General features: G+C 73.7%; 22 protein-coding genes. 14 read left to right on the top strand and 8 right to left on the bottom strand.

From position 1 onward, the window contains the following. Positions 1-51: 51 nt before the first annotated feature. The 3 genes from ACY0MR_RS33240 to ACY0MR_RS33230 form a co-directional block, all read right to left on the bottom strand. Positions 52-1,695, bottom strand: coding sequence for a GMC oxidoreductase (locus ACY0MR_RS33240; protein WP_392865978.1), 1,644 nt, complete (start codon positions 1,693-1,695; stop codon positions 52-54). Positions 1,696-1,858: 163 nt separating this feature from the next. Further along, positions 1,859-3,292, bottom strand: a complete 1,434-nt coding sequence (locus ACY0MR_RS33235; RefSeq protein WP_388797271.1) for an aspartate ammonia-lyase — start codon at positions 3,290-3,292, stop codon at positions 1,859-1,861. Between the two features lie 406 nt (positions 3,293-3,698). Beyond that, positions 3,699-4,802 carry an asparaginase gene (locus ACY0MR_RS33230; RefSeq protein ID WP_473557134.1) on the bottom strand — a complete coding sequence of 368 codons (1,104 nt, stop codon included), beginning with the start codon at positions 4,800-4,802 and terminating at the stop codon, positions 3,699-3,701. Positions 4,803-4,920: 118 nt separating this feature from the next. On the opposite strand from ACY0MR_RS33230, the gene ACY0MR_RS33225 reads away from it, so the two are divergent. From ACY0MR_RS33225 to ACY0MR_RS33185, 9 genes are all read left to right on the top strand, one after another. Further along, positions 4,921-5,385 carry an Lrp/AsnC family transcriptional regulator gene (locus ACY0MR_RS33225; RefSeq protein ID WP_473557131.1) on the top strand — a complete coding sequence of 155 codons (465 nt, stop codon included), beginning with the start codon at positions 4,921-4,923 and terminating at the stop codon, positions 5,383-5,385. 230 nt (positions 5,386-5,615) lie between these two features. Next, complete coding sequence (locus tag ACY0MR_RS33220) at positions 5,616-6,419, top strand: endonuclease I family protein (RefSeq protein WP_361861525.1); 804 nt, start codon at positions 5,616-5,618, stop codon at positions 6,417-6,419. A 366-nt stretch (positions 6,420-6,785) separates the two neighbouring features. After that, complete coding sequence (gene ectA / locus ACY0MR_RS33215; protein ID WP_388797262.1) at positions 6,786-7,316, top strand: diaminobutyrate acetyltransferase; 531 nt, start codon at positions 6,786-6,788, stop codon at positions 7,314-7,316. 52 nt (positions 7,317-7,368) lie between these two features. Next, positions 7,369-8,634 carry a diaminobutyrate--2-oxoglutarate transaminase gene (ectB, locus tag ACY0MR_RS33210; protein WP_473561959.1) on the top strand — a complete coding sequence of 422 codons (1,266 nt, stop codon included), beginning with the start codon at positions 7,369-7,371 and terminating at the stop codon, positions 8,632-8,634. A 51-nt stretch (positions 8,635-8,685) separates the two neighbouring features. Then, positions 8,686-9,102 (top strand): ectoine synthase, encoded by a 417-nt coding sequence (locus ACY0MR_RS33205; protein WP_361861533.1) that lies wholly within the window; start codon positions 8,686-8,688, stop codon positions 9,100-9,102. Positions 9,103-9,177: 75 nt separating this feature from the next. Next, complete coding sequence (thpD, locus tag ACY0MR_RS33200) at positions 9,178-10,074, top strand: ectoine hydroxylase (RefSeq protein WP_361861536.1); 897 nt, start codon at positions 9,178-9,180, stop codon at positions 10,072-10,074. Positions 10,075-10,411: 337 nt separating this feature from the next. Beyond that, positions 10,412-10,840 (top strand): ATP-binding protein, encoded by a 429-nt coding sequence (locus tag ACY0MR_RS33195; protein ID WP_473557128.1) that lies wholly within the window; start codon positions 10,412-10,414, stop codon positions 10,838-10,840. 37 nt (positions 10,841-10,877) lie between these two features. Then, entirely contained in the window at positions 10,878-11,681 is an 804-nt protein-coding gene (locus ACY0MR_RS33190) for an N-formylglutamate amidohydrolase (protein ID WP_473557125.1), read from the top strand. A 161-nt stretch (positions 11,682-11,842) separates the two neighbouring features. Then, positions 11,843-12,559 carry a flavodoxin family protein gene (locus tag ACY0MR_RS33185; RefSeq protein WP_473557124.1) on the top strand — a complete coding sequence of 239 codons (717 nt, stop codon included), beginning with the start codon at positions 11,843-11,845 and terminating at the stop codon, positions 12,557-12,559. Between the two features lie 49 nt (positions 12,560-12,608). On the opposite strand, the gene ACY0MR_RS33180 is transcribed toward ACY0MR_RS33185, so the two are convergent. Continuing rightward, on the bottom strand, positions 12,609-12,758 hold the full coding sequence (locus ACY0MR_RS33180) for an ABC transporter permease (protein ID WP_473557122.1): 150 nt from the start codon (positions 12,756-12,758) through the stop codon (positions 12,609-12,611). Positions 12,759-12,830: 72 nt separating this feature from the next. Here ACY0MR_RS33180 and ACY0MR_RS33175 point away from each other — a divergent pair, with 72 nt between their 5' ends. Both ACY0MR_RS33175 and ACY0MR_RS33170 read left to right on the top strand, forming a co-directional pair. Beyond that, entirely contained in the window at positions 12,831-14,102 is a 1,272-nt protein-coding gene (locus tag ACY0MR_RS33175) for a VWA domain-containing protein (protein WP_473557119.1), read from the top strand. Further along, positions 14,102-14,941 (top strand): hypothetical protein, encoded by an 840-nt coding sequence (locus ACY0MR_RS33170; protein WP_388797250.1) that lies wholly within the window; start codon positions 14,102-14,104, stop codon positions 14,939-14,941. The genes ACY0MR_RS33175 and ACY0MR_RS33170 overlap by 1 nt, the downstream gene beginning before the upstream one ends. Positions 14,942-15,015: 74 nt before the next feature. Here ACY0MR_RS33170 and ACY0MR_RS33165 read toward each other — a convergent pair whose 3' ends face one another. Next, positions 15,016-16,359 (bottom strand): MFS transporter, encoded by a 1,344-nt coding sequence (locus tag ACY0MR_RS33165; protein ID WP_473557117.1) that lies wholly within the window; start codon positions 16,357-16,359, stop codon positions 15,016-15,018. A 61-nt stretch (positions 16,360-16,420) separates the two neighbouring features. Here ACY0MR_RS33165 and ACY0MR_RS33160 point away from each other — a divergent pair, with 61 nt between their 5' ends. After that, positions 16,421-16,795 carry a MerR family transcriptional regulator gene (locus ACY0MR_RS33160; protein ID WP_473557114.1) on the top strand — a complete coding sequence of 125 codons (375 nt, stop codon included), beginning with the start codon at positions 16,421-16,423 and terminating at the stop codon, positions 16,793-16,795. Here ACY0MR_RS33160 and ACY0MR_RS33155 read toward each other — a convergent pair. Both ACY0MR_RS33155 and leuA read right to left on the bottom strand, forming a co-directional pair. After that, positions 16,725-17,534: an ABC transporter ATP-binding protein gene (locus ACY0MR_RS33155; protein WP_473561957.1), complete on the bottom strand. Its 810-nt coding sequence runs from the start codon at positions 17,532-17,534 to the stop codon at positions 16,725-16,727. The genes ACY0MR_RS33160 and ACY0MR_RS33155 overlap by 71 nt on opposite strands. A gap of 407 nt (positions 17,535-17,941) precedes the next feature. After that, positions 17,942-19,675: a 2-isopropylmalate synthase gene (gene leuA / locus ACY0MR_RS33150; RefSeq protein WP_473557112.1), complete on the bottom strand. Its 1,734-nt coding sequence runs from the start codon at positions 19,673-19,675 to the stop codon at positions 17,942-17,944. A gap of 126 nt (positions 19,676-19,801) precedes the next feature. Between leuA and ACY0MR_RS33145 the strand changes: the two genes are divergently transcribed. Then, positions 19,802-20,518, top strand: a complete 717-nt coding sequence (locus ACY0MR_RS33145; protein ID WP_392866009.1) for a FadR/GntR family transcriptional regulator — start codon at positions 19,802-19,804, stop codon at positions 20,516-20,518. A gap of 114 nt (positions 20,519-20,632) precedes the next feature. Here ACY0MR_RS33145 and ACY0MR_RS33140 read toward each other — a convergent pair whose 3' ends face one another. Continuing rightward, positions 20,633-21,094, bottom strand: coding sequence for a hypothetical protein (locus ACY0MR_RS33140; RefSeq protein ID WP_473557109.1), 462 nt, complete (start codon positions 21,092-21,094; stop codon positions 20,633-20,635). A 318-nt stretch (positions 21,095-21,412) separates the two neighbouring features. Between ACY0MR_RS33140 and ACY0MR_RS33135 the strand changes: the two genes are divergently transcribed. Continuing rightward, a complete protein-coding gene (locus tag ACY0MR_RS33135; RefSeq protein WP_473557108.1) occupies positions 21,413-22,156 on the top strand; it encodes a type 1 glutamine amidotransferase in 744 nt (247 codons plus the stop codon). Positions 22,157-22,380: the final 224 nt, after the last annotated feature.

Below are 22,380 nucleotides of genomic sequence, written 5' to 3'. Positions count from 1 at the left end.
GCTTCCCGGCCGGCCCTTCCCGTACGGCGCGCGCGGAGCCGCCTCCGGTGCTCAGAAGTCCTCGGCGACGATCCGCTCGATGTTGCGTTCGGCGAGGGCCGTGATGGTGACGAACGGGTTGACGCTGGCGTTGCCGGGGATCAGGGATCCGTCGATGACGTACAGCCCGGAGTAGCCGTGGAGGCGTCCGTGGTTGTCGGTGGCCTTGCCCAGGACCGCGCCGCCCAGCGGGTGGTACGTGAGGTGGTCGCCCCAGATCTTGTACACACCGAAGAGGTCGGTGCGGTAGATCGTGCCCTCCTTGGAGTTGATCTTGTCGAAGATGGTCTTCGCCGCGTCGATGGAGGTCTGCTTCCAGGCGCGGTCCCAGCTCAGGTCGACCTTGCCGGTGGCCGGGTTCCAGGTGAACTCGGCGCGGTGGGGCGTCTTGGTGATGGAGAGGTAGAAGGAGGCGTAGGTCTCGATGCCGGTGGGCAGCGGGGCGACCTCGGCGAAGGCGCCGCCCGCGTCCCAGTTGTCGATGCCCGCGGTGGGCATGGCGGACTGGAGCTTGCCGGTCGCGTCCCACATGTGGTTGGCGCGGCCGCACATGACGTTGCCGTTGTCGCCCCAGCCCTTGCCGATCTCGTTGTTGAGGGCGGGGAGCGCCCCGGTCGCCTTGAGCCGGGTGAGGAGCTTGCTGGTGCCGATGCTTCCGGCGGCGAAGAAGACCTTGTCGGCCGTGACGGTCTTGCTCGCGAGGGTGGCGCCGGTCGTGTCGATCTGGTCGATGGCGACGGTGTAGCCGCCGCCGGCCGCCGGGGTGACGGAGGTGACCTTGTGCAGGGCGGAGACGGTGACGCGGCCCGTGGCGGCGGCCTGGGCCAGGTAGGTCTTCTGGAGGGTCTTCTTGCCGGCGTTGTTGCCGTAGATGACCTCGCCGTCGAGGGCCGACTTCGGGACCGCGCCGGCGGCCTCCTGCTTCATGTAGTCCCAGTCGTAGACGTTGGGGACGAACACGAAGGGGAAGCCGGAGCGCTGGGCGTGCTTGCGGCCGACGCGGGCGTACTGGTAGCAGGCGGCGCTCTCCCACCAGGCCTGGTCCACCCCGGTGACGCCGAGTCCGGCGTTGGCGCGCGGATAGTAGGTGGCGTACATCTCGGCGGCGTCGACGGTGGGCAGGATGGCGGCGAAGTTCTCGCGGCGCGGGGTGACCGCCATGCCGCCGTTGACGAGGGAGCCGCCGCCGACGCCCCTGCCCTGGTAGACGGTGATGCCGGCGAAGTCCTCGGCGTCGAGGATGCCGGTGTACCGGGGGACGTCCTTGTCGAGGGGGAAGCCCAGGAAGTTGCTCAGCGGCTGCTTGGTGCGGGTCCGCAGCCAGAAGGAGCGGTAGTCGGGCCGGGTGGTGTTGGCGAAGATCTTGCCGTCGGGACCGGGGGTGTCCCAGGCCATGCCCATCTCGACCATGTGCACGGCGACACCGGCGCGGGCGAGCCGGAGGGCGGCCACCGAGCCGCCGTATCCGGTGCCGATGACGAGGGCGGGCACGTGGGCGCCGGTGGGGATGGGGGTGTCGGCGAGGCGGGCTGCGGCCTGGGCCGGGGTGCCGGGGCCGACGAGGGCGGCAGCACCAAGAACAGAACCTGTTCCCGCGAGGAAGCGGCGGCGGCTCACGCCGCCGAATCCCTTTGCGGGCAGGGGGTTTTCGCTCATGTGACGTTCCTCACTCGGGGGCGAATGAGAACTTGTTCTACTGTCGACCATCGGGGAAGTCACGAGAAACCGACGGGTAACTTCCGGCCGGGTTCCGGAGCGTGGCGACCGGCCGCCCGGAGCCCCGCTTCCGGCCCGGGACTCCGGGCCGGAAGCGGGAGGGTCAGGCCGGTGCCGGACCCGGGGCTCCGGTGAGGCGCTCGGGGGTGAGCAGCTCGGCGAGCCGGTCGGCGGGCAGCAGGCCCTTCTCCAGGGTGAGTTCGACGACTCCGCGCCCGGTGGCCAGCGCCTCCTGCGCGATGGCCGTGGCGGCGGTGTAGCCGAGGTGCGGGTTGAGCGCGGTGGCGAGGCCGATCGAGTTCTCGACGGCGGCCCGGAGCGTCTCGGTGTTGGCCGTGATCCCGCTGACGCAGCGGTCGGCGAGGGTGAGGCAGGCGGCGCGCAGCGAGCGGAGGCTCTTGGACAGGGCGTGGAAGATGACCGGCTCGAAGGCGTTGAGCTGGAGCTGTCCGGCCTCGGCGGCCATGGTGATGGTGATGTCGTTGCCGATCACCTCGAAGGCGACCTGGTTGACGACCTCGGGGATGACCGGGTTGACCTTGCCGGGCATGATGCTGGAACCGGCCTGGACCGGGGGCAGGTTGATCTCGTTGAGTCCGGCGCGCGGGCCGGAGGAGAGCAGGCGCAGGTCGTTGCAGGTCTTGGAGAGCTTGACCGCGATGCGCTTGAGGACCCCCGAGAGCTGGACGAAGGCGCCGCAGTCCTGGGTGGCCTCGATCAGGTTGGCCGAGGTGACGAGCGGCAGGCCGGTCAGCTCGGCGAGGTTGCGGCGGGCGGTTTCGGCGTAGCCCGGGGCGGCGTTGAGGCCGGTGCCGATGGCGGTGGCCCCGAGGTTGATCTCGTGGATCAGCTCGACGGCCTCGGCGAGCCGGCCGCGGTCCTCCTCCAGCATCACGGCGTACGTGGAGAACTCCTGGCCCAGTGTCATGGGCACCGCGTCCTGGAGCTGGGTGCGGCCCATCTTGACGACCTCGCGGAACTCCAGGGCCTTGGCGGCGAAGGCGTCCTGGAGGACGGCCATGGCGAGGAGGAGTTCGCGGGCGGCGCCGATCGCCGCGATGCGGATGGCGGTCGGGTAGACGTCGTTGGTGGACTGGCCGAGGTTGACGTCCTCGTTGGGGTGGAGGCGGCCGTAGTCGCCCTTGGCGTGTCCGAGGAGTTCCAGGGCGCGGTTGGCCACGACCTCGTTGGCGTTCATGTTGGTGGAGGTGCCGGCGCCGCCCTGGACGACGTCCACGACGAACTGGTCGTGGAGCCGCCCGGTACGGATCTCCCGGCAGGCGCCGGCGATGGCGTCGGCCTTGTCCGCGGGCAGCAGGCCCAGTTCCTCGTTGGCGCGGGCCGCGGCCTCCTTGACGGCCGCGAGCGCGTCGATCAGGAGCGGGTAGACCGCGATCGGCGTGCCCGTGACGGTGAAGTTCTCGGTGGCGCGCAGGGTGTGGACGCCCCAGTAGGCGTCGGCGGGGACGTCCCGGTCGCCGAGGAGGTCGTGCTCGCGGCGGACGGGGACGGGGTGCGGGGCCGGTGCGGGAGCCATGGAGGCGGGTCCTTGGGGTGCGGGGCTCGCCCGGAGGGCGGCGGGGGCGGGGAGGGGTGGGGGTGCCGTCCCGCGCGAGCGGGGCGGGGAGGGGCGCGGAGGCGGTCGGCGGCGCGGTCCGTCCGGTGCCGGCGAGCGGCGGGGCGAGGCGGGGCGGGCCGCCCGCGAAGAACCGTGGGGCCTTCGCGGCTGGTGGCGCGGGCGTCGGCGACCGGTTCGTGTCCGGGAACGTCGCCGGCCGCCGTGGTGGCGCGGGCGGGCCGACCGGGAGCGCGGACGCGGACGTGCGAGCGCGGCTCGGCGGGCGCGGGTGCCCGCGGGGGCGCCGGCTGCGGAGGTTGGCTCCGGCTCGCGGACGGGCGGGGGGGTGCGCCGCCCGCGAGCCGGGGTTCTGGGGTGCGCCGGGTCAGGCGCGGGCGGCGACCGCCGAGGCCGAGCGGGAGCCGCCGGTGGCGAGGGCGGGCTCCGCGCGGACGGGCCCGTCGAGGAGCCGCCGCAGCAGGGCGGTGTCGCCCGCGCCGTGGCTGTCCCCGGCGAGCAGCGTCGCCAGGACCGCGATCCGCGCCTGCGCCGCGCGGAGCGTGCCCGTGAGCAGGGCTCCGGCGGCGACGAGGTCGACGGCCCCGCCACCGGTGTAGATCTCGGCGAGCGGGCCGGCGGGGACCCGGGTGGTGACGGCCACCAGGACGCCGCGGGCGACCGCGTCGGCCACGGCGGCGGCGATCTCGGGCGTGGCGTTGCCGGCGCCGGTGGCGACGAGGACGATGCCGCGGGCGCCGGCGTCGACGGCGGCGTTCAGCAGGAAGGGGTCGCCGTCCGAGTGGTGCGTGACGATCGCGACCCGGGGCAGCGGCACGGCGCCGGGGGCGCCGGGGTCGGCCTTGTCCGCGGCGGCGGGCAGCGGCAGCGGCGCGGGGCGCTCCGGCTGCCGCTCGATGTCCACGCGGGAGAAGCCCACCCGGCCCAGGCGGTCGGCCGAGGGGTCGGAGAAGGCGTCGGCGGCGAGGGTCTGGGTCTTGACCGTGCCGCGGGCGGCGTGGACGCGTCCGTCGAAGACGACGAGCACACCGAGGTCGCTGACGGAGGAGGCGACCTGGAGCGCGTCGTACAGGTTGCCGGGACCGTCCCCGTCGCCGGTGCCGAAGGGGCGCTGGGCACCGGTGAGGACGACCGGCCGGGCGTCGGTGTGGTGGAGGTCCAGGAAGAAGGCGGTCTCTTCGAGGGTGTCGGTGCCGTGGGTGATCACGATGCCGTCGACGCCGGGGTCGGCGAGGGTCTCGTGGACGGTCCGCAGCAGGGCCAGCTGGTGGGCCGCGGTCATCAGGGAGCTGTTGACGTTGAAGAGGTCGACGACCTCGACGGTGACGCCCTCGGGCAGGGGGGCGGTGGCCAGGACGTCGTCGCCGGAGGCGTCGGCCGCGTAACCGGTGCCCTGCCAGCGGCTGGCTATGGTGCCGCCGGTGCTGATGACGACGATCCGGCGCGCTCCCCCGTCGTTCGTCCGCTTCATGCCTGCCGCCCTCGTTCCGTACCTGAATCAACCTGCTCGGCAACGATAGGACAGAAGGCGCGCAAGGCGATTGCGAAATCAGCCGCAGTACCGTTTCATCGTGGTAGATAATTGCGCCATGGACCGAATCGATCTCCACATCTTGCGCGAGCTGCAGGACGACGGCCGGCTGAGCAACCAGGAACTGGCCCAGCGGGTGGGGCTCAGCCCCTCGCCCTGCCTGCGCCGGGTGCGCCAGCTGGAGCAGGACGGGGTCATCCAGGGGTACCGGGCGATCATCGACCCCGAGGCGCTCGGTCGGGGCTTCGAGGTGCTCGTCTCGGTCGAGGTGCGGCGGGACCGGGAGACCGTCGAGGCCTTCGAGGAGGCACTCCAGGACGTGCCGGACGTCATCGAGGCCTACCGGCTGTTCGGGAGTCCCGGCTGCCTGCTGCGGATCGCGGTCGCCGACCTCGCGGCGTACGAGCGGCTGTGGATCGAGCGGCTCACCACCCTCACCGGGGTCACCGAGGTCAACTCGCAGATCATCATGAAGCGCATCAAGGAGCCGAAGGGCATGCCGGTGGACGTCCGGGGCGCGTGAGGCCGCCGGGGCGGCGCGCCCGGAGCCCGGGCCGGCGGCGACTCGTCCGGTGCCGGGCCTCGGGGTTCCGCCCTATACGAACTCGTCATGGAACAGCCCCCTCCCCGTTACATGACAGGTACCTGTCGTGTGCCACTCTCCCGGTGACACGAAGTCAACACGCGTAGACAGCGTCACCGTTGAGCCGACGGCCGCCGTCTCCGCGTACCGTCCCCGGGAAAGGGCCCCCCATGTCCGTTGTGCGGATCGGCAGCTGGAAGGTGTGGGCGGCGACCGCCGCCGCCACCCTCGTCGGCGTCACGCTCCCCACGGTCGCCGCTACCCCCGCCGGCGCCACCACCACCGCGTACGACAGCACCTACTACAAGAACGCGATAGGCAAGACGGGCACGAGCCTCAAGTCCTCGCTGCACACCATCATCGGCAGTCAGAGCAAGATCTCGTACGACGCCGTCTGGAACGCGTTGAAGGTCACCGACCAGGACCCCGCCAACACCGGCAACGTCATCCTGCTCTACAGCGGGACCTCGCGGAGCAAGAGCCTCAACGGCGGCGATGTCGGCGACTGGAACCGCGAGCACACCTGGGCCCAGTCCCACGGCAACTTCGGCACCTCGGCCGGTCCCGGCACCGACCTGCACCATCTGCGCGCGGCCGACGTCCAGGTCAACAGCATCCGCGGCAACAAGGACTTCGACAACGGCGGCAGCCCGGTCAGCGGAGCCCCCGGAAGCTACACGGACAGCAACTCCTTCGAGCCGCGCGACGCCGACAAGGGCGACGTGGCCCGGATGATCCTCTACATGGCCGTCCGGTACGAGGGCGACGACGCCTGGGCCGACCTGGAGCCCAACGAGTCGACCACCAACGGAAGCGTCCGCTTCCACGGCCGCCTCTCGGTCCTGAAGCAGTGGAACGAGCAGGACCCGCCGAGCGCCTTCGAGGAGCGCCGCAACGACGTCATCTACAACACCTACCAGGGCAACCGGAACCCCTTCATCGACCACCCGGAGTGGGTGGAGGCCATCTGGTAGGCCGCCGGCCGCGACAGCGTGCGGAGCCGGGCCGGGGTCGTCGTACCCGGCCCGGCTCCGCCGCGTTCCGGCCCGGCCCTCGCGGGCCACCTGCACGAACGAGCCCCTACGCCTGACCGCTGCGCCCCCCTTCAAACGTGAAATGGCGGATGTTCTCACGCTCTTGGCGCGAAGGGGCGACACACCCGGAAGGCGTTACCCACCCGTTATAAACGGTCACTTCGCCCCCTTCTGCCCCTCTTTTTCGTGAGACGCAGGACACATTTCGCGCTACAAAAGCCGTTGCTGCATCTATCACAGCATGGTGTCCATAACAACCCCCTCGGACCAGGAAGTTCCGAGATCCACTCGGTAGCTTCGGCGCCCATGACCCCGTTGACCACAGGCCTGACCACCACGACCGCCCGCACCACTCCCCCGACGATCGCGGACGGCGCCGAGCTCTGGCGGATCGCACGCGGCTCGGGCGAACTCGACCTCAACTCGCCCTACAGCTACCTCCTGTGGTGCCGCGACTTCGCCGACACGACCACCGTCGCCCGTGACGCCTCCGGCCGACCCATCGGCTTCGTGACCGGCTACCTGCGTCCCGACCAGCCCGACACGCTCTTCGTCTGGCAGATCGCCGTCGAGGGTTCGCACCGGGGAAGCGGGGTAGCCGGGACCCTGCTCGACGCTCTGTCCGCGCAGGTCGCGGCCGAGCACAGGATCAGCAGGATCGAGGCGACCGTGACCCCGGGGAACCTCGCCTCCGACCGGCTGTTCCGGTCGTTCGCACGCCGACACGGCGCGCAGGTGACGCAGGAGGAGCTGTTCCCGGCCTCCGCGTTCCCCGCGGCGGGACACGAGTCCGAGGTGCTGTACCGCATCGGCCCGCTCGGTCCCCCGCGCTCCTGAGCCGTCGCCCGCGAACGCCACATTCGAACCACACTCTGGAGACTTCGTGACCCTGACCGACATCGCCACGCCCACCGTCTTCGAGACCGTCGAATCCGAGGTCCGCAGCTACTGCCGCGCCTGGCCCGTCGTCTTCGAGCGTGCCAGCGGCACCCGGCTGTACGACGAGCACGGACGTCCCTACCTCGACTTCTTCGCCGGCGCCGGTTCGCTGAACTACGGCCACAACAACCCCGTGCTCAAGCGGGCCCTCCTCGACTACCTGGGCAGTGACGGCGTCACCCACGGGCTCGACATGTCGACCACCGCCAAGCGCGACTTCCTGGAGACCTTCCACTCCACGGTCCTGGAGCCCCGCGCCCTGAACTACAAGGTGATGTTCCCGGGCCCGACGGGCACCAACGCCGTCGAGGCGGCGCTGAAACTCGCCCGGAAGGTCACCGGCCGGCAGACGGTCGTCTCCTTCACCAACGCCTTCCACGGCATGTCGCTCGGCTCGCTCGCCGTCACCGGCAACGCCGCCAAGCGGGCCGGCGCGGGCGTCCCGCTGCACCACGCCATCCGCATGCCCTTCGACGACTACCTGGACGGGCAGCTCCCCGACTTCATGTGGTTCGAGCGTCTCCTCAACGACGCCGGCTCCGGTCTCGACCACCCCGCGGCCGTGATCGTCGAGACCGTCCAGGGCGAGGGCGGCATCAACGTCGCCCGGGCCGAGTGGCTGCGCGCTCTCGCGGAGCTCTGCCGCCGCCACGACATGCTCCTCATCGTCGACGACATCCAGATGGGCTGCGGCCGCACCGGCGACTTCTTCTCCTTCGAGGAGGCGGGCATCACGCCCGACATCGTCACCCTCTCCAAGTCCATCAGCGGCTACGGCCTGCCCATGTCGCTCTGCCTGTTCCGGCCGGAGCTCGACGTCTGGCAGCCCGGCGAGCACAACGGCACCTTCCGCGGCAACAACCCCGCCTTCGTCACCGCGACGGCCGCCCTCGACGCGTACTGGCGGGACGGCGCCCTCCGCGGGCGCACCCTGAAGCGGGCGGACCGGGTGGAGCGCGCCCTCCTCGACCTGTGCGGCACCGACGGACGCATGGCCCTGTCCGTCCGCGGCCGCGGACTGGTGTGGGGCATGGAGTTCGCCGACGGGGAGCGCGCCGACGCCGTGTGCCGCGACGCCTTCGAGCACGGCCTCCTCGTGGAGACCTCCGGCCCCCGCAGCGAGGTGGTCAAGCTGCTGCCGCCGCTGACCGCGACGGACGACGAACTCGACGAGGGCCTCGGCATCCTGGCCCGCGCCGTCCGCCGGACCGCCTGACCCCTTCCGAACCGACGAACCGACCGACGAACCGAAAGGAAGCCCCACCCCATGATCGTCCGTACCTTCGACGAGCTGGAGAACACCGAGCGGCACGTGCGGGCCGCGTCGGGCACCTGGGAGAGCAAGCGCATCGTCCTGGCCCGTGAACGCGTCGGGTTCTCCCTCCACGAGACGGTGCTGTACGCCGGCACCGAGACCGCCATGTGGTACGCGAACCACGTCGAGGCCGTCGTGTGCACGGCCGGCGAGGCCGAGCTCACCGACCACGAGACGGGCCGCACCTACACGATCGTGCCCGGCACGATGTACCTGCTCGACGGCCACGAGCGCCACACCCTCAAGGTCAAGGCGGACTTCCGCTGCCTGTGCGTCTTCAACCCGCCCGTGACGGGCCGCGAGGACCACGACGAGAACGGCGTCTACCCCCTGCTGACCGAGCCCGCTCCCGCGTCCGACGACGCCTGAGCCCGGACGGCACCGGACGACACCGACACCGACACGCCGCACCGGCTTCCCGAACGAAAGGAACCACGCTCCCTCATGCCCTCCGCACCCACCCGCCCCGTCGACCTGTACCCCACCCGTGGCCCCAAGGAAGAGCTGATCGGCCGCAAGGACCCCGTGGTGTGGTCCGAGCCCGGCATGGCAGGCCCCTTCTGGACGCGCGAACTGGAGGAGTACGACCGCGACGGCTTCCTCACCGTCGACGAGATCGTCACCCCCGACGAGGTCGAGGTGCTCCGGGCGGAGCTGGACCGGCTCGTCTCCGACCCGGTCGTGCGCGCGGACGAGCGCTCCGTCGTCGAGCCCCGCTCGCAGGAGATCCGCTCCGTCTTCGAGGTCCACCGGATGAGCGAGGTCTTCGGCCGGCTCGCCGAGGACCCCCGGATCGTCGGACGCGCCCGCCAGATCCTCGGCTCCGACGTGTACGTCCACCAGTCCCGGGTCAACGTCAAGCCCGGCTTCGGGGCCAGCGGCTTCTACTGGCACTCCGACTTCGAGACCTGGCACGCCGAGGACGGCCTGCCGAGGATGCGGACCGTGTCGGTGTCCATCGCGCTCACGCCGAACCACACCACCAACGGCAGCCTGATGATCATGCCGGGCTCGCACCGGACGTTCCTCGGCTGCGCGGGCGAGACGCCGAAGGACAACTACAAGAAGTCGCTGCAGATGCAGGACGCCGGCACGCCGTCCGACGAGGCGCTGACCACCTTCGCCGAGGCCTGCGGCATCCGCCACTTCACGGGTCCGGCGGGCTCCGCGACCTGGTTCGACTGCAACGCCCTGCACGGGTCGGGCGACAACATCACCCCGTACCCCCGCAGCAACGTGTTCCTCGTCTTCAACAGCGTCGAGAACCAGCCGGAGGCGCCCTTCTCCGCGCCCGTCCGGCGGCCCTCGTACATCGCGGCGCCGTCGTGGGACGGTTCCTGACGCTCCGCGCGCCCCCGAGGGCGACGGCGGACGGCGGTGGAGCCGACCACCGAGGCGTCCGCCACCCCCGTACGGCCCGCTGAGGGGCCGGTGCGGGCCGATTCTCCGGCCCGCACCGGCCCCTCAGCGCGTCCCGCCCTCCTCGGCTCGACCGGTCTTCCGCGGCGCCGTGCGCTCAGGGATCCGGGTTCGCGTACCCCGGCTTCCCGCGGTCACTCCCGGGCCGATCCGGCGGCCCGTTCACGGCAGGGGGGAGGCTTCTTTCCACGCCGACCGGGAAGACGAAACGCATCACCTGATGAGGAAAGCGTCAGAAACAGGAAGAAAGGGATCCGTGATGAAGACCTGGAGCGACACCCTGCCCCCGGCCCTCGGGGCGGACCCGCTCGACGCCGTCGACGAAGGCACGTCGACGGTCCGCACACCCGCCGACGCACGGCAGTTCGTCCGGCACACCCTCGCGGGACTCGGGCCCCTGTGTCCGGCCCAGATCGAGGACCTTCTCCTCGTCACGTCGGAGCTGGTCACCAACGCCCACCTGCACGCCGGCGGCGTCACGGGCTTCGGCATCGGCGTCGAACGCGACCGGGTCACCGTGTCCGTGTCCGACGCCAGCGGGGAGGAGCCCCGGTACCAGCGGGGCGAGCATCTGCACCCCGGCGGCTACGGCTGGCCGATCGTGCTCCGGCTCTGCCGGGAGGTGACCGTGGAGTCGGGACCGGACGGGAAGACCGTCCACGCGGTGGTCACGGTCGACCGCCTGTGACCCCCGCGGCGCGGGCGGGCTGTGGAAGGGTGGACCGATGACCTCACGTTCGTACGACGTCCTCGCCGGCGCCCCGGACTCCCCCGTCCTCCTCCACGTCCCGCACTCCTCCCGCGTCATACCCCCGGACGTGCGCGCGGGCATCCTGCTCGACGACGCGGGCCTGGAGCGGGAACTCGACCACATCACCGACGCGCACACCGCGGAGATCGCCGCGGTCGCCGCGGCCTCGGCGGGCGCGACCCCGTGGCGGTTCGTCAACCGCCTGTCGCGACTGGTGGTCGACCCCGAGCGGTTCCCCGACGAGCGCGAGGAGATGCTGGCCGTGGGGATGGGCGCGGTGTACACGCGCACCACGCACCGCGCCGCGCTCAGGCCCACCGAGTTCGACCCGGCGCCCCTGCTCGACCGCTACTTCACGCCGTACGCCGAGGCGATGGAGGCCGCCGTCGCCGAGCGGCTCGCGGCGACCGGCCGGGCCGTCGTCGTCGACGTCCACTCGTACCCGGCCGACCCGCTCCCGTACGAACTGCACGGCGACGTGGCCCGCCCGCCGATCTGCCTCGGCACCGACGCCTTCCACACGCCGCCCGCCCTGCTCGACGCGGCCCGGAAGGCGTTCGGCGGCTTCGGGGGCCTCGCCTCGGACACCCCGTTCGCCGGGACGTACGTACCGCTGTCCTGCTACGGCAAGGACCCGCGGGTCGCCGCGCTCATGATCGAGATCCGCCGCGACGTCTACCCGAACGGGCCGGGGGGCGGACCGGGCCCCGGGGTCGAGGCGCTCGGGGCGGCCCTCGCGGCCCTCGTCGACGCGGTGCCCTCGCACCCGCCCGCGTAGCGGCTCCCCACCCGGGAGCGGCTGCGCGGGGCCGGTCACGGCGGCCGGTCCGTCAGGCGACCGGCCCAGCTCCACGAGCGCCCGGCCCGAAGGACTGCTGAGCTGTACCGGGACATCTCCGGTGCCGCCCCGTCCGCCCGGAGCGTATGGAGGAGGAATCCGTGCCGGACCCGACGACGTCGTACGCCGACCTGCGCGCCCTGGTGATCAACTGCACCCTGAAGCGCTCCCCGGAGCGCAGCCACACCCAGGGGCTGATCGACCTCAGCACCGGGATCATGGAACGCCAGGGCGTGCGGGTCGACGTGATCAGGGCGGTGGACATCGACATCGCGACCGGTGTCTGGCCGGACATGACGGAGCACGGCTGGGAGACGGACGAATGGCCGGTGGTCTACTCCCAGGTGATGGCCGCCGACATCCTGACCCTGGCGGGGCCCGTCTGGCTCGGGGACAACTCCTCGGTCATGAAGAAGGTGATCGAGCGGCTCTACTCCTGCTCGTCGATCCTCAACGAGCACGGCCAGTACGCCTACTACGGCCGGGTCGGCGGCTGTCTGATCACCGGCAACGAGGACGGCGCCAAGCACTGCGCGATGAACGTCCTCTACAGCCTCCAGCACCTCGGCTACGTCGTTCCGCCCCAGGCGGACGCGGGTTGGGTCGGCCCGGCCGGCCCCGGCCCCTCCTATCTCGACGAGGGCTCGGGCGGGCCGGAGAACGACTTCACGAACCGCAACACGACCTTCATGACCTGGAACCAGCTCCACCTGGCCAGGATGCTCAAGGACGGCGGCGGCATCCCCGCCCACGGCAACCAGCGCGCCGAGTGGGACGCCGGCTGCCGGTTCGACTTCGAGAACCCCGAGCACCGCTGAGCACGGACCGGAGCGGAGGTCCGGAGCGCCGTCGCCCGCGCGTCCCCCGTCAGCCGCGGAGCGCTTCCGCCGGTTGTACGGAGGCGGCGCGGCGCGCGGGGTAGATCCCGGCGACGACCCCGGTCGCGAGGCCGATGAGCGGGGCGGTGGCCGCCGGCGTCTCACAGGATGCCCCCGGCGTACCAGAGCTGGTTGCCACACACCCGCTCCCCGGCCTCCGGCGCCCACCCCCGGTTTTGGATTGTCGGAGGATCATCAATACGATCCGGCGATGATCACGAGAAAACGGCTGGCGACCGGGGCCTGCGCGCTGCTCGCCGCCCTGAGCGTCGCGCTCCTGCCGACGGGCGCGACCGCGGACGCGCCGGCGGAGAAGGAATCCCCCAAGGTCGAGCTGGTCCTCGACGTCAGCGGCTCCATGCGGGCCAAGGACATCGACGGCAAGTCCCGCATGGCCGCGGCCAAGCAGGCCTTCAACGAGGTCCTCGACGCGGTGCCCGAGGAGGTCCGGCTCGGCATCCGGACCCTGGGCGCCGACTATCCGGGCCAGGACCGCAAGCGGGGCTGCAAGGACACCCGGCAGCTCTACCCGGTGGGCCCGCTCGACCGGACCGAGGCGAAGACCGCGGTGGCCACCCTGGCCCCGACGGGCTGGACCCCGATCGGCCCGGCGCTCCTCGGCGCGGCCGAGGACCTGGAGGGCGGTGAGGCCACCCGGCGGATCGTGCTCATCACGGACGGCGAGGACACCTGCGCCCCGCTCGACCCGTGCCAGGTGGCGCGCGAGATCGCGGCGAAGGGCATCCACCTCGTCATCGACACCCTGGGCCTGGTGCCCGACGCCAAGACCCGCCGCCAGCTCACCTGCATCGCGGAGGCCACCGGAGGCACGTACACCTCCGTCCACCGCACCGAGGAGCTCTCGCGCCGCGTCCGGCAGTTGGTCGACCGCGCGGCCGACCCGGTCGTCACCCCCGTGGCCACCGAGGGCGCGCTGCGCTGCGCCGACGCGCCGCAGCTCAAGCCCGGCCTGTACACCGACCGCGAGTCCTTCGGCCAGCACCGCTGGTACCGGGTGGACCTGCTGCCCGGCCAGGAACTCCGGGCCTCCGTCAGCGTGTCGGCCGACCGGGCCGTCAACAACGACTACGGCGTCCTGCTGCGCGCCGTCACCCGGCACGGCCGGGAGATCGTCCGCGGCTCCGAGGCGGGCGACGGGCGCACCGACGTGATCTCGACCGGTCTGCGCTATCCGAAGCCGGAGCTCGACGACCCGGAGGACGGCAAGCCGGCCGCCGAGGCCGTCTGCCTCCAGGTCAGCAACTCGTTCTCCGCTCCCCCGTCGGTCAAGACGACCCCGGGCATGCCCGTCGAGCTGACGGTGGACGTCGTCGACGGCCCGTCGACCGCCTCGGACGTGGCCTCCTTCGGCCTCGGCCGGGGCTGGTGGCTGCTGGGCGCGCTGGTGCTCGTCGGCTTCGTCGCCGGTCTGCTCTGGGGCTGGCTGTCCCGCTGGCGCGTCGCTGTCTGGAGGACCCACTGATGCGTACCGTACGCGCGCTCGCCGCGGCCGCCCTCGCGGGAGCCGCCCTGCTCGGGCCGGTCTCCCCGGCGGCCCTGGCCGACTCGCCGTCCCCCTCGACGTCGTCCGGCGAGGACGGCCGCTCCACGGCGGGGCCGACCGAGGCCGGCACCACGTTCCGCACGGCGGCCCGCTTCCTCCCGGGGCAGCAGGCCACGGCGCAGGCCGCCACGGGTGACTACCTGTACTGGGTGTTCCCCGCGGACACCGGGCAGCGGCCGACGGTGGACGCCACCGTCACCCTGCCCGACTCCGCCCTGCGGCACGGCTCCGCCACCTGGCGGGTCGACGTCTACGACGGGCTGCGGCGCCGTCAGCCCTGCATGTACGGGACCCAGTCCCGTGCCGCGGCGAAGGAGACCGCGACCGTGCGGCTCACCTGCGTGCTGCGGCCGGTCCGCGCCTCCGCCGACGCCTGGTCGGACGATCCGCTGCCCGGCAGCTACTACGTGCGGCTGACCGCGGCCGCGCTGCCGGACGAGGACCTCGGCCAGCCGTTCACGGCGCGGCTCGGCGTCGGCACCGTCGACAAGGGCGGCGCCTACGCGACCGACGGGGCGCTCGCCGCGCCCCTGGTGCCCGGGGCGAAGACGGCCGACCTGGCGGAGGCCGACGAGGAGGCCGGCCGGCCGTCCGCGGTCGAGGCCGCGGCCCCGGAGGACGGCTGGTCCTCCGGCTGGTGGTCCGACCGCTGGCTCTGGACCGCGGCGGGCGGCGTACTCGCGGCCCTCGCCGGCATCGGCGGCTACGTGCTGACGCGCGGCGGAGGCCGCCCGTCGCGGGTCCCGCCGGCTGCCTGACCGGTCGGCCCCGTCCACCCGAAGGCCCCCACCGCATCGGCGCGGTGGGGGCCTTCGGGCCTTCCCCGGGCGCCTCACCGGCGGGCCGGGAAGCCGTGGGCGCGCGCGCCCGCCACGATCGCCACGACGGGGACGAGGAGGACGAGCACGCTCCAGGACAGGGCGCCCGCCCCGAGGGCGTCGAGCAGGACGCCGCCGGCGACGCCGCCCGCCGCCATGGCCGCGTTCCAGAGGCTGACCAGCAGGGTCTGGGCGGTGTCGGCGTGCGCGCCGCCCGCCTCGGCGGCGGCCGTCTGGAGGAGGGTGGGCGCGCCGCCCCAGCCGAGCCCCCAGAGCAGGGCGGCCGCCAGGACGGAAGCGGTGCCGCCGGCCGGGGCGGCGAGCGCGGCGGCCGCCACGGCCACGAGGAGCGTGCCGCCGAGGGTCAGGACCCTGAGCCGGCGGTCGATGTGCCGTCCGGTGAACCAGATCCCGGCGAGCGAGGCCACGCCGAACACCAGCAGGACGAGCCCGGTGGAGCCGGCCAGACCGAGATGGCCGAGGTAGGCGGAGACGTAGGTGTAGAGCACGGTGTGGGCCAGCACGAGGGTGAACGTCACGGCGAGGACGGGGAGGACACCGGGCACCCGCAGCGTCCGGGCGACCGGCGCCCGCCCGCCGCGCTCCCCGCCCGGCAGGTCGGGGACGGCGAGGGCGATCCAGCCGAGGAGTGCGGCGGCGATCACGGTCATGGCGGTGAAGGCGGCCCGCCAGCCCACCGCCTCCCCGAGGAAGGTGCCGGCCGGTACGCCGAGAGAGAGCGCCAGCGGGATGCCGGTCATGGCGACGGCCACGGCGCGGCCCTGGAGGTGCGGCGGGGCGATGCGCCGGGCGTAGCCGGCGAGCAGGGCCCAGGCCACGCCGGCGGCGACCCCGGCGAGGAAGCGGGCGCCCATGGTGAGGACGTACGAGGAGGAGAGCGCCGTGACGGTGTTGGCGGCGGCGAACCCGGCGACGGACGTGAGGAGCAGGCGCTTGCGGCGCCAGGCGGCGGTGCGGGCGGCCAGCGGGACGGCGGTGAGGGCGGTGCCGAGGGCGTAGACGGTGACGGCCTGTCCCATGGCGGCCTCGCCGACCCCGAGGTCGGCGCTCATGGCGGGCAGGACGCCGGCGGGGAGGGTCTCGGTCAGGCTGGTGACGAAGACGGCGGTGGCGAGGGCGAGCAGCGCGAGCAGCGGCAGCCGCCCGGAGGCGGGTGCCGGGGCGGGGGCGATGGTCCGGTCCGCGGCAGCCGGGGCGGGAGCGGTGGTCCGGTCCGCGGCAGCCGGGGCGGGAGCGTCAGAGGGGGCGGCGGGGGCCGGCCCCGCGGCGGGCGGCGCGGCGGGAGTCCGGGCGGCGGGCGCGGCGGAACGGGCCGCCGCTGTCGAGTCGTTGGCCATGGATCTATGCTCGAACCCTCACATCGGTGTGAAGGTCAAGCGAGTCCCTGGAGGGGTGCCCATGCGGATCGGGGAACTGTCGGAACGCACCGGAACACCGCGCCGACTGCTGCGCTACTACGATGAGCAGGGCCTCATCGTCGCGGACCGGCTGCCGAACGGCTACCGGGACTACGACGAGTCGAACCCGGACCGGGTCCTGCAGATCAGGGGCCTCCTGGAAGCCGGTCTGCCGACCCGGATCATCAAGCAGATCCTGCCCTGCCTGGACAAGCCGCGGATCATCCACTTCCCGGACGCCACCCCGGAGATGCTGGCCACCCTGGAGGAGGAGCGGGACCGGATGACCGAGCGGATCCGCTGCCTCACCCGGAACCGGGACGCGGTGGCGGAGTACCTGGACGCGGTACGGGGGAAGGCGGAGGCCCCGGCCTGACCCCCGTCGCGCCGCGGGCGGTCCGTACGCTCCAGCGCCCGCCGTGCCGCTCCAGGGCGAGCGGCAGCCCGAAGCAGGCGCCGACGAGTTCACCGGTGAGCACGTCGCCGACCGGCCCCCGGGCGAGGACCCGCCCGCCGCGGAGGAGCAGGGCGTGGGTGGTGCCGGAGGGGAGTTCCTCCAGGTGGTGGGTCACCGTGACCGTGGCCAGGGAGGGGTGTTCGGCGCCCAGGGCGTCGAGCGCGTCGAGCAGTTGCTCGCGGCCGGGCAGGTCGAGACCGGTGGCCGGTTCGTCCAGGAGGAGGAGCCGGGGCTCGGGCATCAGCGCGCGGGCGATCAGGGCCCGGCCGCGCTCGCCCTGCGACAGGGTGGGCCAGCGGGCGGCCCGCCGGTCGCCGAGTCCGAGGGTGTCGGTCAGCCGGTCGGCCCGTTCCTCCTGGGCGGGCGTCGGCCGCCACCGGGGCGGTCGCTCCACGGAGTTGGTGGCCCCGGTCAGGACGACGTCCCGGACGGCGAGCGCGGAGCGGAGGGGATGCCGGGGCGAGACGTGGCCGATGAGGGTGCGCAGCTCCCGCAGGTCCACCCGGCCCAAGCGCCGGCCGAGGACCTCCACCCGGCCCCGGGTGGGATGGGTCTGGGCGCCGAGGAGCCCGAGCAGGGTGGTCTTCCCGGCGCCGTTGGACCCGAGCAGCGCCCAGTGCTCACCGGGCCGGACGGTGAGCGTGACGTCGTCGAGGATCGGGACGCCGTCCCGTACGACGGTGGTGTTCTCGGCCCGGAGGACCGGCGGAGCGCCCGCGTCCGGGGCGGCCGTCGCCTGGGCCTCGGGGCCGGGCGAAGCGACCGCCGCCGGGAGAGACGGCGGGTTCGTCCGCGCGCCGGGCGGCACCGGCCCGGCCTCGGGTCCAGGGCCGGGCCCGGGGTCGGATCCAGGGCCGGGGCCCAGCTCGGATCCAGGTCCGGACCCGGGGTCGGATCCAGGGCCGGGGTCGGATCCAGGGCCCAGCTCGGATCCAGGGCCGGGGCCCAGCTCGGATCCAGGGCCGGACCCGGGGTCGGGTGCGGGACCGAGGCCGGGGTCGCGCGGGGCGTCCGCGGCGGTCGGCCGCGGGTCTCCCGGTCGCGACGGCTTCGGCGCGAGCCCCGTCATCGGGCGTGCGCCCGGTTCACGGCCGACACCACGGCCTGCACGGAGGCGGTGAGGACGGAGGTGTCCAGGCCCGCTCCCCACGCGGTGCGGGCGCCGACCCGGCACGAGGCGTACGCGGCGGCCTCGCCCCCGCTGCCCTCGCCGACGGCGTGCTGGGTGAAGTCCAGGACGTCCACGGCGATTCCGGCTCCGGCGAGGGCGTCGGTCAGGGCGGACAGCGGGCCGTTGCCCCGGCCCTCCACGGGTGCCCCGCGTCCGTCGACGGTCAGCACCCCCGTGAAGCGGTGCCCGTGCTCCGCGTCGTGGCCGGCGCTCCAGTTCTCCAGCACCACGGGGCCCGCGCCGCGGCCCGGTGCGAGGTAGGAGGCGAGGAAGACCGCGTACAGGTCGTCGGAGGTGGCCTCGCGACCGCTGTCGTCGGTCACGGCCTGGACGGCGCGGGAGACGTCGGGGCGCATCCGCTCCGGCAGGTCGAGGCCGTGGCCGGTGCGCAGGAGGTGGGCCACTCCGCCCTTGCCCGACTGGGAGTTGACGCGGATGACGGCCTCGTAGCCGCGGCCGAGGTCGGCGGGGTCGAGCGGCAGGTAGGGCACGTTCCAGGGGGCGAGCTCGGGTGGGACGCCCGCCTCGGCGGCGTCCTCGGCATGGCGGGCGAGGCCCTTGCTGATGGCGTCCTGGTGGGTGCCCGAGAAGGCGGTGTGCACCAGCTCGCCCGCGTAGGGGTGGCGGGGGTGGACGGGGAGGCGGTTGCAGTACTCGACGACCTCGCGCACGGCGTCGATGTCGGAGAGGTCGAGCATCGGGTCGACGCCCTGCGCGTAGAGGTTCAGGGCGAGGGTCACCAGGTCGACGTTGCCGGTCCGCTCGCCGTTCCCGAACAGGCAGCCCTCGACCCGCTGCGCGCCGGCGAGGACGGCCAGCTCGGCGCAGGCGACGCCGGTGCCGCGGTCGTTGTGCGGGTGGACGGAGAGGATCACCGCGTCGCGGCGGGCGAGGTTCCGGTGCATGTACTCGATCTGGTCGGCGTACACGTTCGGGGTGGCGATCTCGACGGTGGCCGGCAGGTTGTGGGTGACGGGCCGGTCGGGGCTCGCGTCCCAGAGCTCCGTGAGCCCGTCGCAGACCTCCAGGACGTAGTCGGGTTCGGTCAGGTTGAAGGTCTCGGGGGAGAACTGGAAGCGGAGGTCGGCCTCGGGGCGGGCGGCGGCGAGCCGGGCCATGAGGGTCGCCGCCTCCCGTACGGTCCGGTGGACCCCGGCGCGGTCGCGGCCGAGGACCGTGTCGCGCCAGACCGGCGAGGTCGCGATGTAGAGGTGGACGACGGCCCGCGGCAGTCCGTCGATCGCCTCGAAGGTCCGCTCGATCAGTTCGGGACGGGCCGGGGTGAAGACGACGGGCGTGACGTCGTCGGGGACGGCGCCGGAGGCCGTGAGCCGGACGAGGTGGCGGACGAAGTCGAAGTCGGCGCGGCTGGCGGAGGGGTAGCCGACCTCGATCTCCTTGAAGCCGGTGCGCACCAGCAGGTCGAAGAAGCGGTGTTTGCGGTCGGTGTCCATCGGCTCGGCGAGCGCCTGGTTCCCGTCGCGCAGGTCGACGGGCACCCAGAGGGGAGCGCGGTCGATGCGGGCGGCGGGCCACCTCCGGTCGAGCGCGGGCACGTGGACGCGCTCCTGGAAGGGGCGGTAGCGGTGGTACGGCATCGGGCCGGGACGCTGGGGGTTGCGGATCATGGCGGTCACCGTACCCACTCCTCAGCTCCTCAGACAAGTACTCCTCAGACAACTTCCGGGATAGATTCGCGGCAGCGCTCCCCCGCGTTCCCGTGCTTCCGCGATCCGGAGAATCAGGTGACCCCCATGCCGCTCGGCGCCCTGCGTCCCAGCCCCCTCGTCGAGCAGGCCGCCCAGCGGCTGCGCGAGCAGATCACCGGGGGGCACTGGCCCGTCGGCACCCGGCTCCCCGGCGAGACGACCCTCGCCAAGGAACTCGGCGTGGGCCGCTCCACCGTCCGCGAGGCACTGCGCGCGCTCGCGGGCGCCGGTCTCGTCCAGCCGCGGCAGGGCGCGGGGGTCTTCGTGACCGCGACCCGGCCGGCGGAGGACTGGCCGACCCGGCTGCGTGCGGCCGCGGTGACGGACGTGTACGAGGTGCGGATGCTGGTGGAGGTGGAGGCGGCGCGCCTCGCCGCGCTGCGCAGGACCGACGAGGACGTGGCGGCGATGCGGGAGGCCCTCGACGGCCGTCGGAGCGCCGCCGGCGGCGTCGACGACGCGGGGTTCGTGGACGCGGACATCGCCCTGCACGCGGCGATCGTGGCGTCGGCCCGCAACCCCGTCCTCACCGATCTGTTCGCGGAGTTCGCGCCCGTGCTGCGCCAGGGCCTGATCGACCTCCTCGACCTGCTCGACCTGCGGGGGCGGGACCCCCGGCACGGGGAGGAGGCGCACGCGGCGCTGGTCGCCGCGGTGGAGTCGGGCGAGGCGGAGGAGGCCGCCCGGCTCGCCCGTACGGAACTGGAGTCCACGCTGGCCCTGCTCAAGGGCCCCGGCGCGGCTCCGGGCACCCCGGCCTGACCCACCGGTCCGGCGCCGACCCGGCCGGGCCGACCCGGCCGGGTCGGCGTCAGCGAGCGCGTACGGCTGGAGCGTGCGTACGGACACCCCGTCACGCTCGATGTGTACCGCTGGTCACCGGACCGGATCGCCGGCCACCTGGCGGCGGCCGGGTTCGTCGAGTCGGTCCGTCTGGTGCGAGGACCGCACCCCGACGAGAAGACGCCGCAGGGTTTCCTCCTGGCGCGCAAACCGGGGCGCTGACCCGGCCGCCCTGCGGGGGAAACCCGTCGTGCGGGCGGGCCCGGCGAGTGGAGCCGGGTGCGCGACCCGGCGCGGGCGGAGGCCTCCTCGGCCCGCCCGGGCGCGGAGGCGTGCCGCCGAGCGGCGCAGGGCGCTCGGGCGGAGCTGGGCCGGTGCGATCCGCGCACGCTGACCGCCGCCCGCGATCAGTGCGTTGACGGACGCCATCGGGTCGCCGCCCACCGACCGGGCGAGCAACGCGCCGACGACCACCGGGCCGAGGGCGACGGCGAGGGCCGCGCCGGTGGCGGTGGCGCGCTGGAGGGGGCGGTTGCGGCGGACGTCGAAGCTCATGGTCACAGTCCAGCAGGACGCGGGTGGGCGGGGTATCGGTCCGGGTACTCAGACCGGTGCCCCTCGCTACTCAGGCGTGGGTGCGCGGGAACTCCCGCCAGGGCCTCCCGCATACACGCCTCTTCAGCGATGCTCGGGGGTCCGGGCGCACCGCGTGTGCCCGGTGGACGGGTTGAGTCGAGCAGCGGGTCGGGCACCAGGGTGAGCATCGGAGGGGGAGACACCGTGACGACGGAGACGGCAGGGGTTGCGGCGGCAGGGGCGGTGGAAGGGGCCCGCAGGGCACCGGCAGGCGGATCGGCAGCCGAGCACGGGGCCGTGCCTGTGTCCCGGCCCGCCGCCGTCCTCGTCGTGCAGCATGAAGAGGAGGCGGGAGCCGGGATCGTCGGCGAGCGGCTCGCGCGGGGTGGTCTCCGGCTCGACGTCGTGCGCGCCTGGGAGGGCGAGCCACTGCCGGACGACCTCGGCGGCCACGCGGGTCTGCTGATCCTGGGCGGTTCGGTGAACTGCGAGGACGACGCCGCGGCCCCCTGGCTGCCCGGGACCCGGGCGCTCGTCCGCGAGGCCGTCGCCACGGAGGTCCCGCTGCTCGGGATCTGCCTGGGCGGCCAGATCGTCGCCCATGCCCTGGGCGGTTCGGTCGCGCAGCGCCCCCGCGCGCCGGAGGTGGGCGCGGTGCCGCTCCGAAGGCTGCCGGCCGCGACCGGGGACCCCGTGCTCGGCGGGCTGCCGGACGGCGCGCCCGCCGTCCAGTGGCACTGGGACGACGTGGACCGGCTGCCTCCCGGCGGGGTCCCGCTGCTGACCGGCGACGCGTGTGCGCACCAGGCGTTCCGGGTCGGCGCCGCCGCGTGGGCCGTGCAGTTCCATCCGGAGGCGGACGGGGAGACCGTCGCGCGGTGGGCGGCCGAGGACGGCGGTCGGGTCCGGGAGGCCGGCCTCGACCCGGCGGCCGCGGTCGCCTCGGTGCGGGACGCGGAGCCCGTGCTCCGTGCGGTCTGGGGCACGGTGGCGGAGGCCTGGGGCGCGGTGGTCGGAGCCTTCGCGGACCCGCGGCGATAGCACCCGCACCGGGGCACACCCCGCACCACCGCCCCCTCGCCCTCGCCCGCACCCTCGCCCTCGCCCTCGCCCTCGCCGGCGGCTGATCCCCGCCCGTACCAAGGCCGCCCCCGCCCTCTCCGGCGGTTCACCCCAGCCCGTACCAAGGCCGCGCCCCGCACCACCACCCCCGCACGTGCGGCGGCGCGCCCCGGCGGTCGTACCGTACGGGGAGGCACCCCCAA

The organism is Streptomyces sp. JN8, assembly GCF_055808075.1.
This window is presented reverse-complemented; position numbering and strand designations above follow the sequence as displayed.

Bases quoted from the DNA above. Each gene is read 5' to 3' on its own strand.
- thpD (WP_361861536.1), top strand. From the start codon at position 9,178: ATGCCCTCCGCACCCACCCGCCCCGTCGACCTGTACCCCACCCGTGGC.
- ACY0MR_RS33240 (WP_392865978.1), bottom strand. From the start codon at position 1,695: ATGAGCGAAAACCCCCTGCCCGCAAAGGGATTCGGCGGCGTGAGCCGC.
- ACY0MR_RS33195 (WP_473557128.1), top strand. From the start codon at position 10,412: ATGAAGACCTGGAGCGACACCCTGCCCCCGGCCCTCGGGGCGGACCCG.
- ACY0MR_RS33165 (WP_473557117.1), bottom strand. From the start codon at position 16,359: ATGGCCAACGACTCGACAGCGGCGGCCCGTTCCGCCGCGCCCGCCGCC.
- ACY0MR_RS33190 (WP_473557125.1), top strand. From the start codon at position 10,878: ATGACCTCACGTTCGTACGACGTCCTCGCCGGCGCCCCGGACTCCCCC.
- ACY0MR_RS33235 (WP_388797271.1), bottom strand. From the start codon at position 3,292: ATGGCTCCCGCACCGGCCCCGCACCCCGTCCCCGTCCGCCGCGAGCAC.
- ACY0MR_RS33220 (WP_361861525.1), top strand. From the start codon at position 5,616: ATGTCCGTTGTGCGGATCGGCAGCTGGAAGGTGTGGGCGGCGACCGCC.
- ACY0MR_RS33145 (WP_392866009.1), top strand. From the start codon at position 19,802: ATGCCGCTCGGCGCCCTGCGTCCCAGCCCCCTCGTCGAGCAGGCCGCC.
- ACY0MR_RS33175 (WP_473557119.1), top strand. From the start codon at position 12,831: ATGATCACGAGAAAACGGCTGGCGACCGGGGCCTGCGCGCTGCTCGCC.
- ACY0MR_RS33160 (WP_473557114.1), top strand. From the start codon at position 16,421: ATGCGGATCGGGGAACTGTCGGAACGCACCGGAACACCGCGCCGACTG.
- ACY0MR_RS33225 (WP_473557131.1), top strand. From the start codon at position 4,921: ATGGACCGAATCGATCTCCACATCTTGCGCGAGCTGCAGGACGACGGC.
- ACY0MR_RS33170 (WP_388797250.1), top strand. From the start codon at position 14,102: ATGCGTACCGTACGCGCGCTCGCCGCGGCCGCCCTCGCGGGAGCCGCC.
- ACY0MR_RS33230 (WP_473557134.1), bottom strand. From the start codon at position 4,802: ATGAAGCGGACGAACGACGGGGGAGCGCGCCGGATCGTCGTCATCAGC.
- leuA (WP_473557112.1), bottom strand. From the start codon at position 19,675: ATGATCCGCAACCCCCAGCGTCCCGGCCCGATGCCGTACCACCGCTAC.
- ACY0MR_RS33140 (WP_473557109.1), bottom strand. From the start codon at position 21,094: ATGAGCTTCGACGTCCGCCGCAACCGCCCCCTCCAGCGCGCCACCGCC.
- ACY0MR_RS33205 (WP_361861533.1), top strand. From the start codon at position 8,686: ATGATCGTCCGTACCTTCGACGAGCTGGAGAACACCGAGCGGCACGTG.
- ectA (WP_388797262.1), top strand. From the start codon at position 6,786: ATGACCCCGTTGACCACAGGCCTGACCACCACGACCGCCCGCACCACT.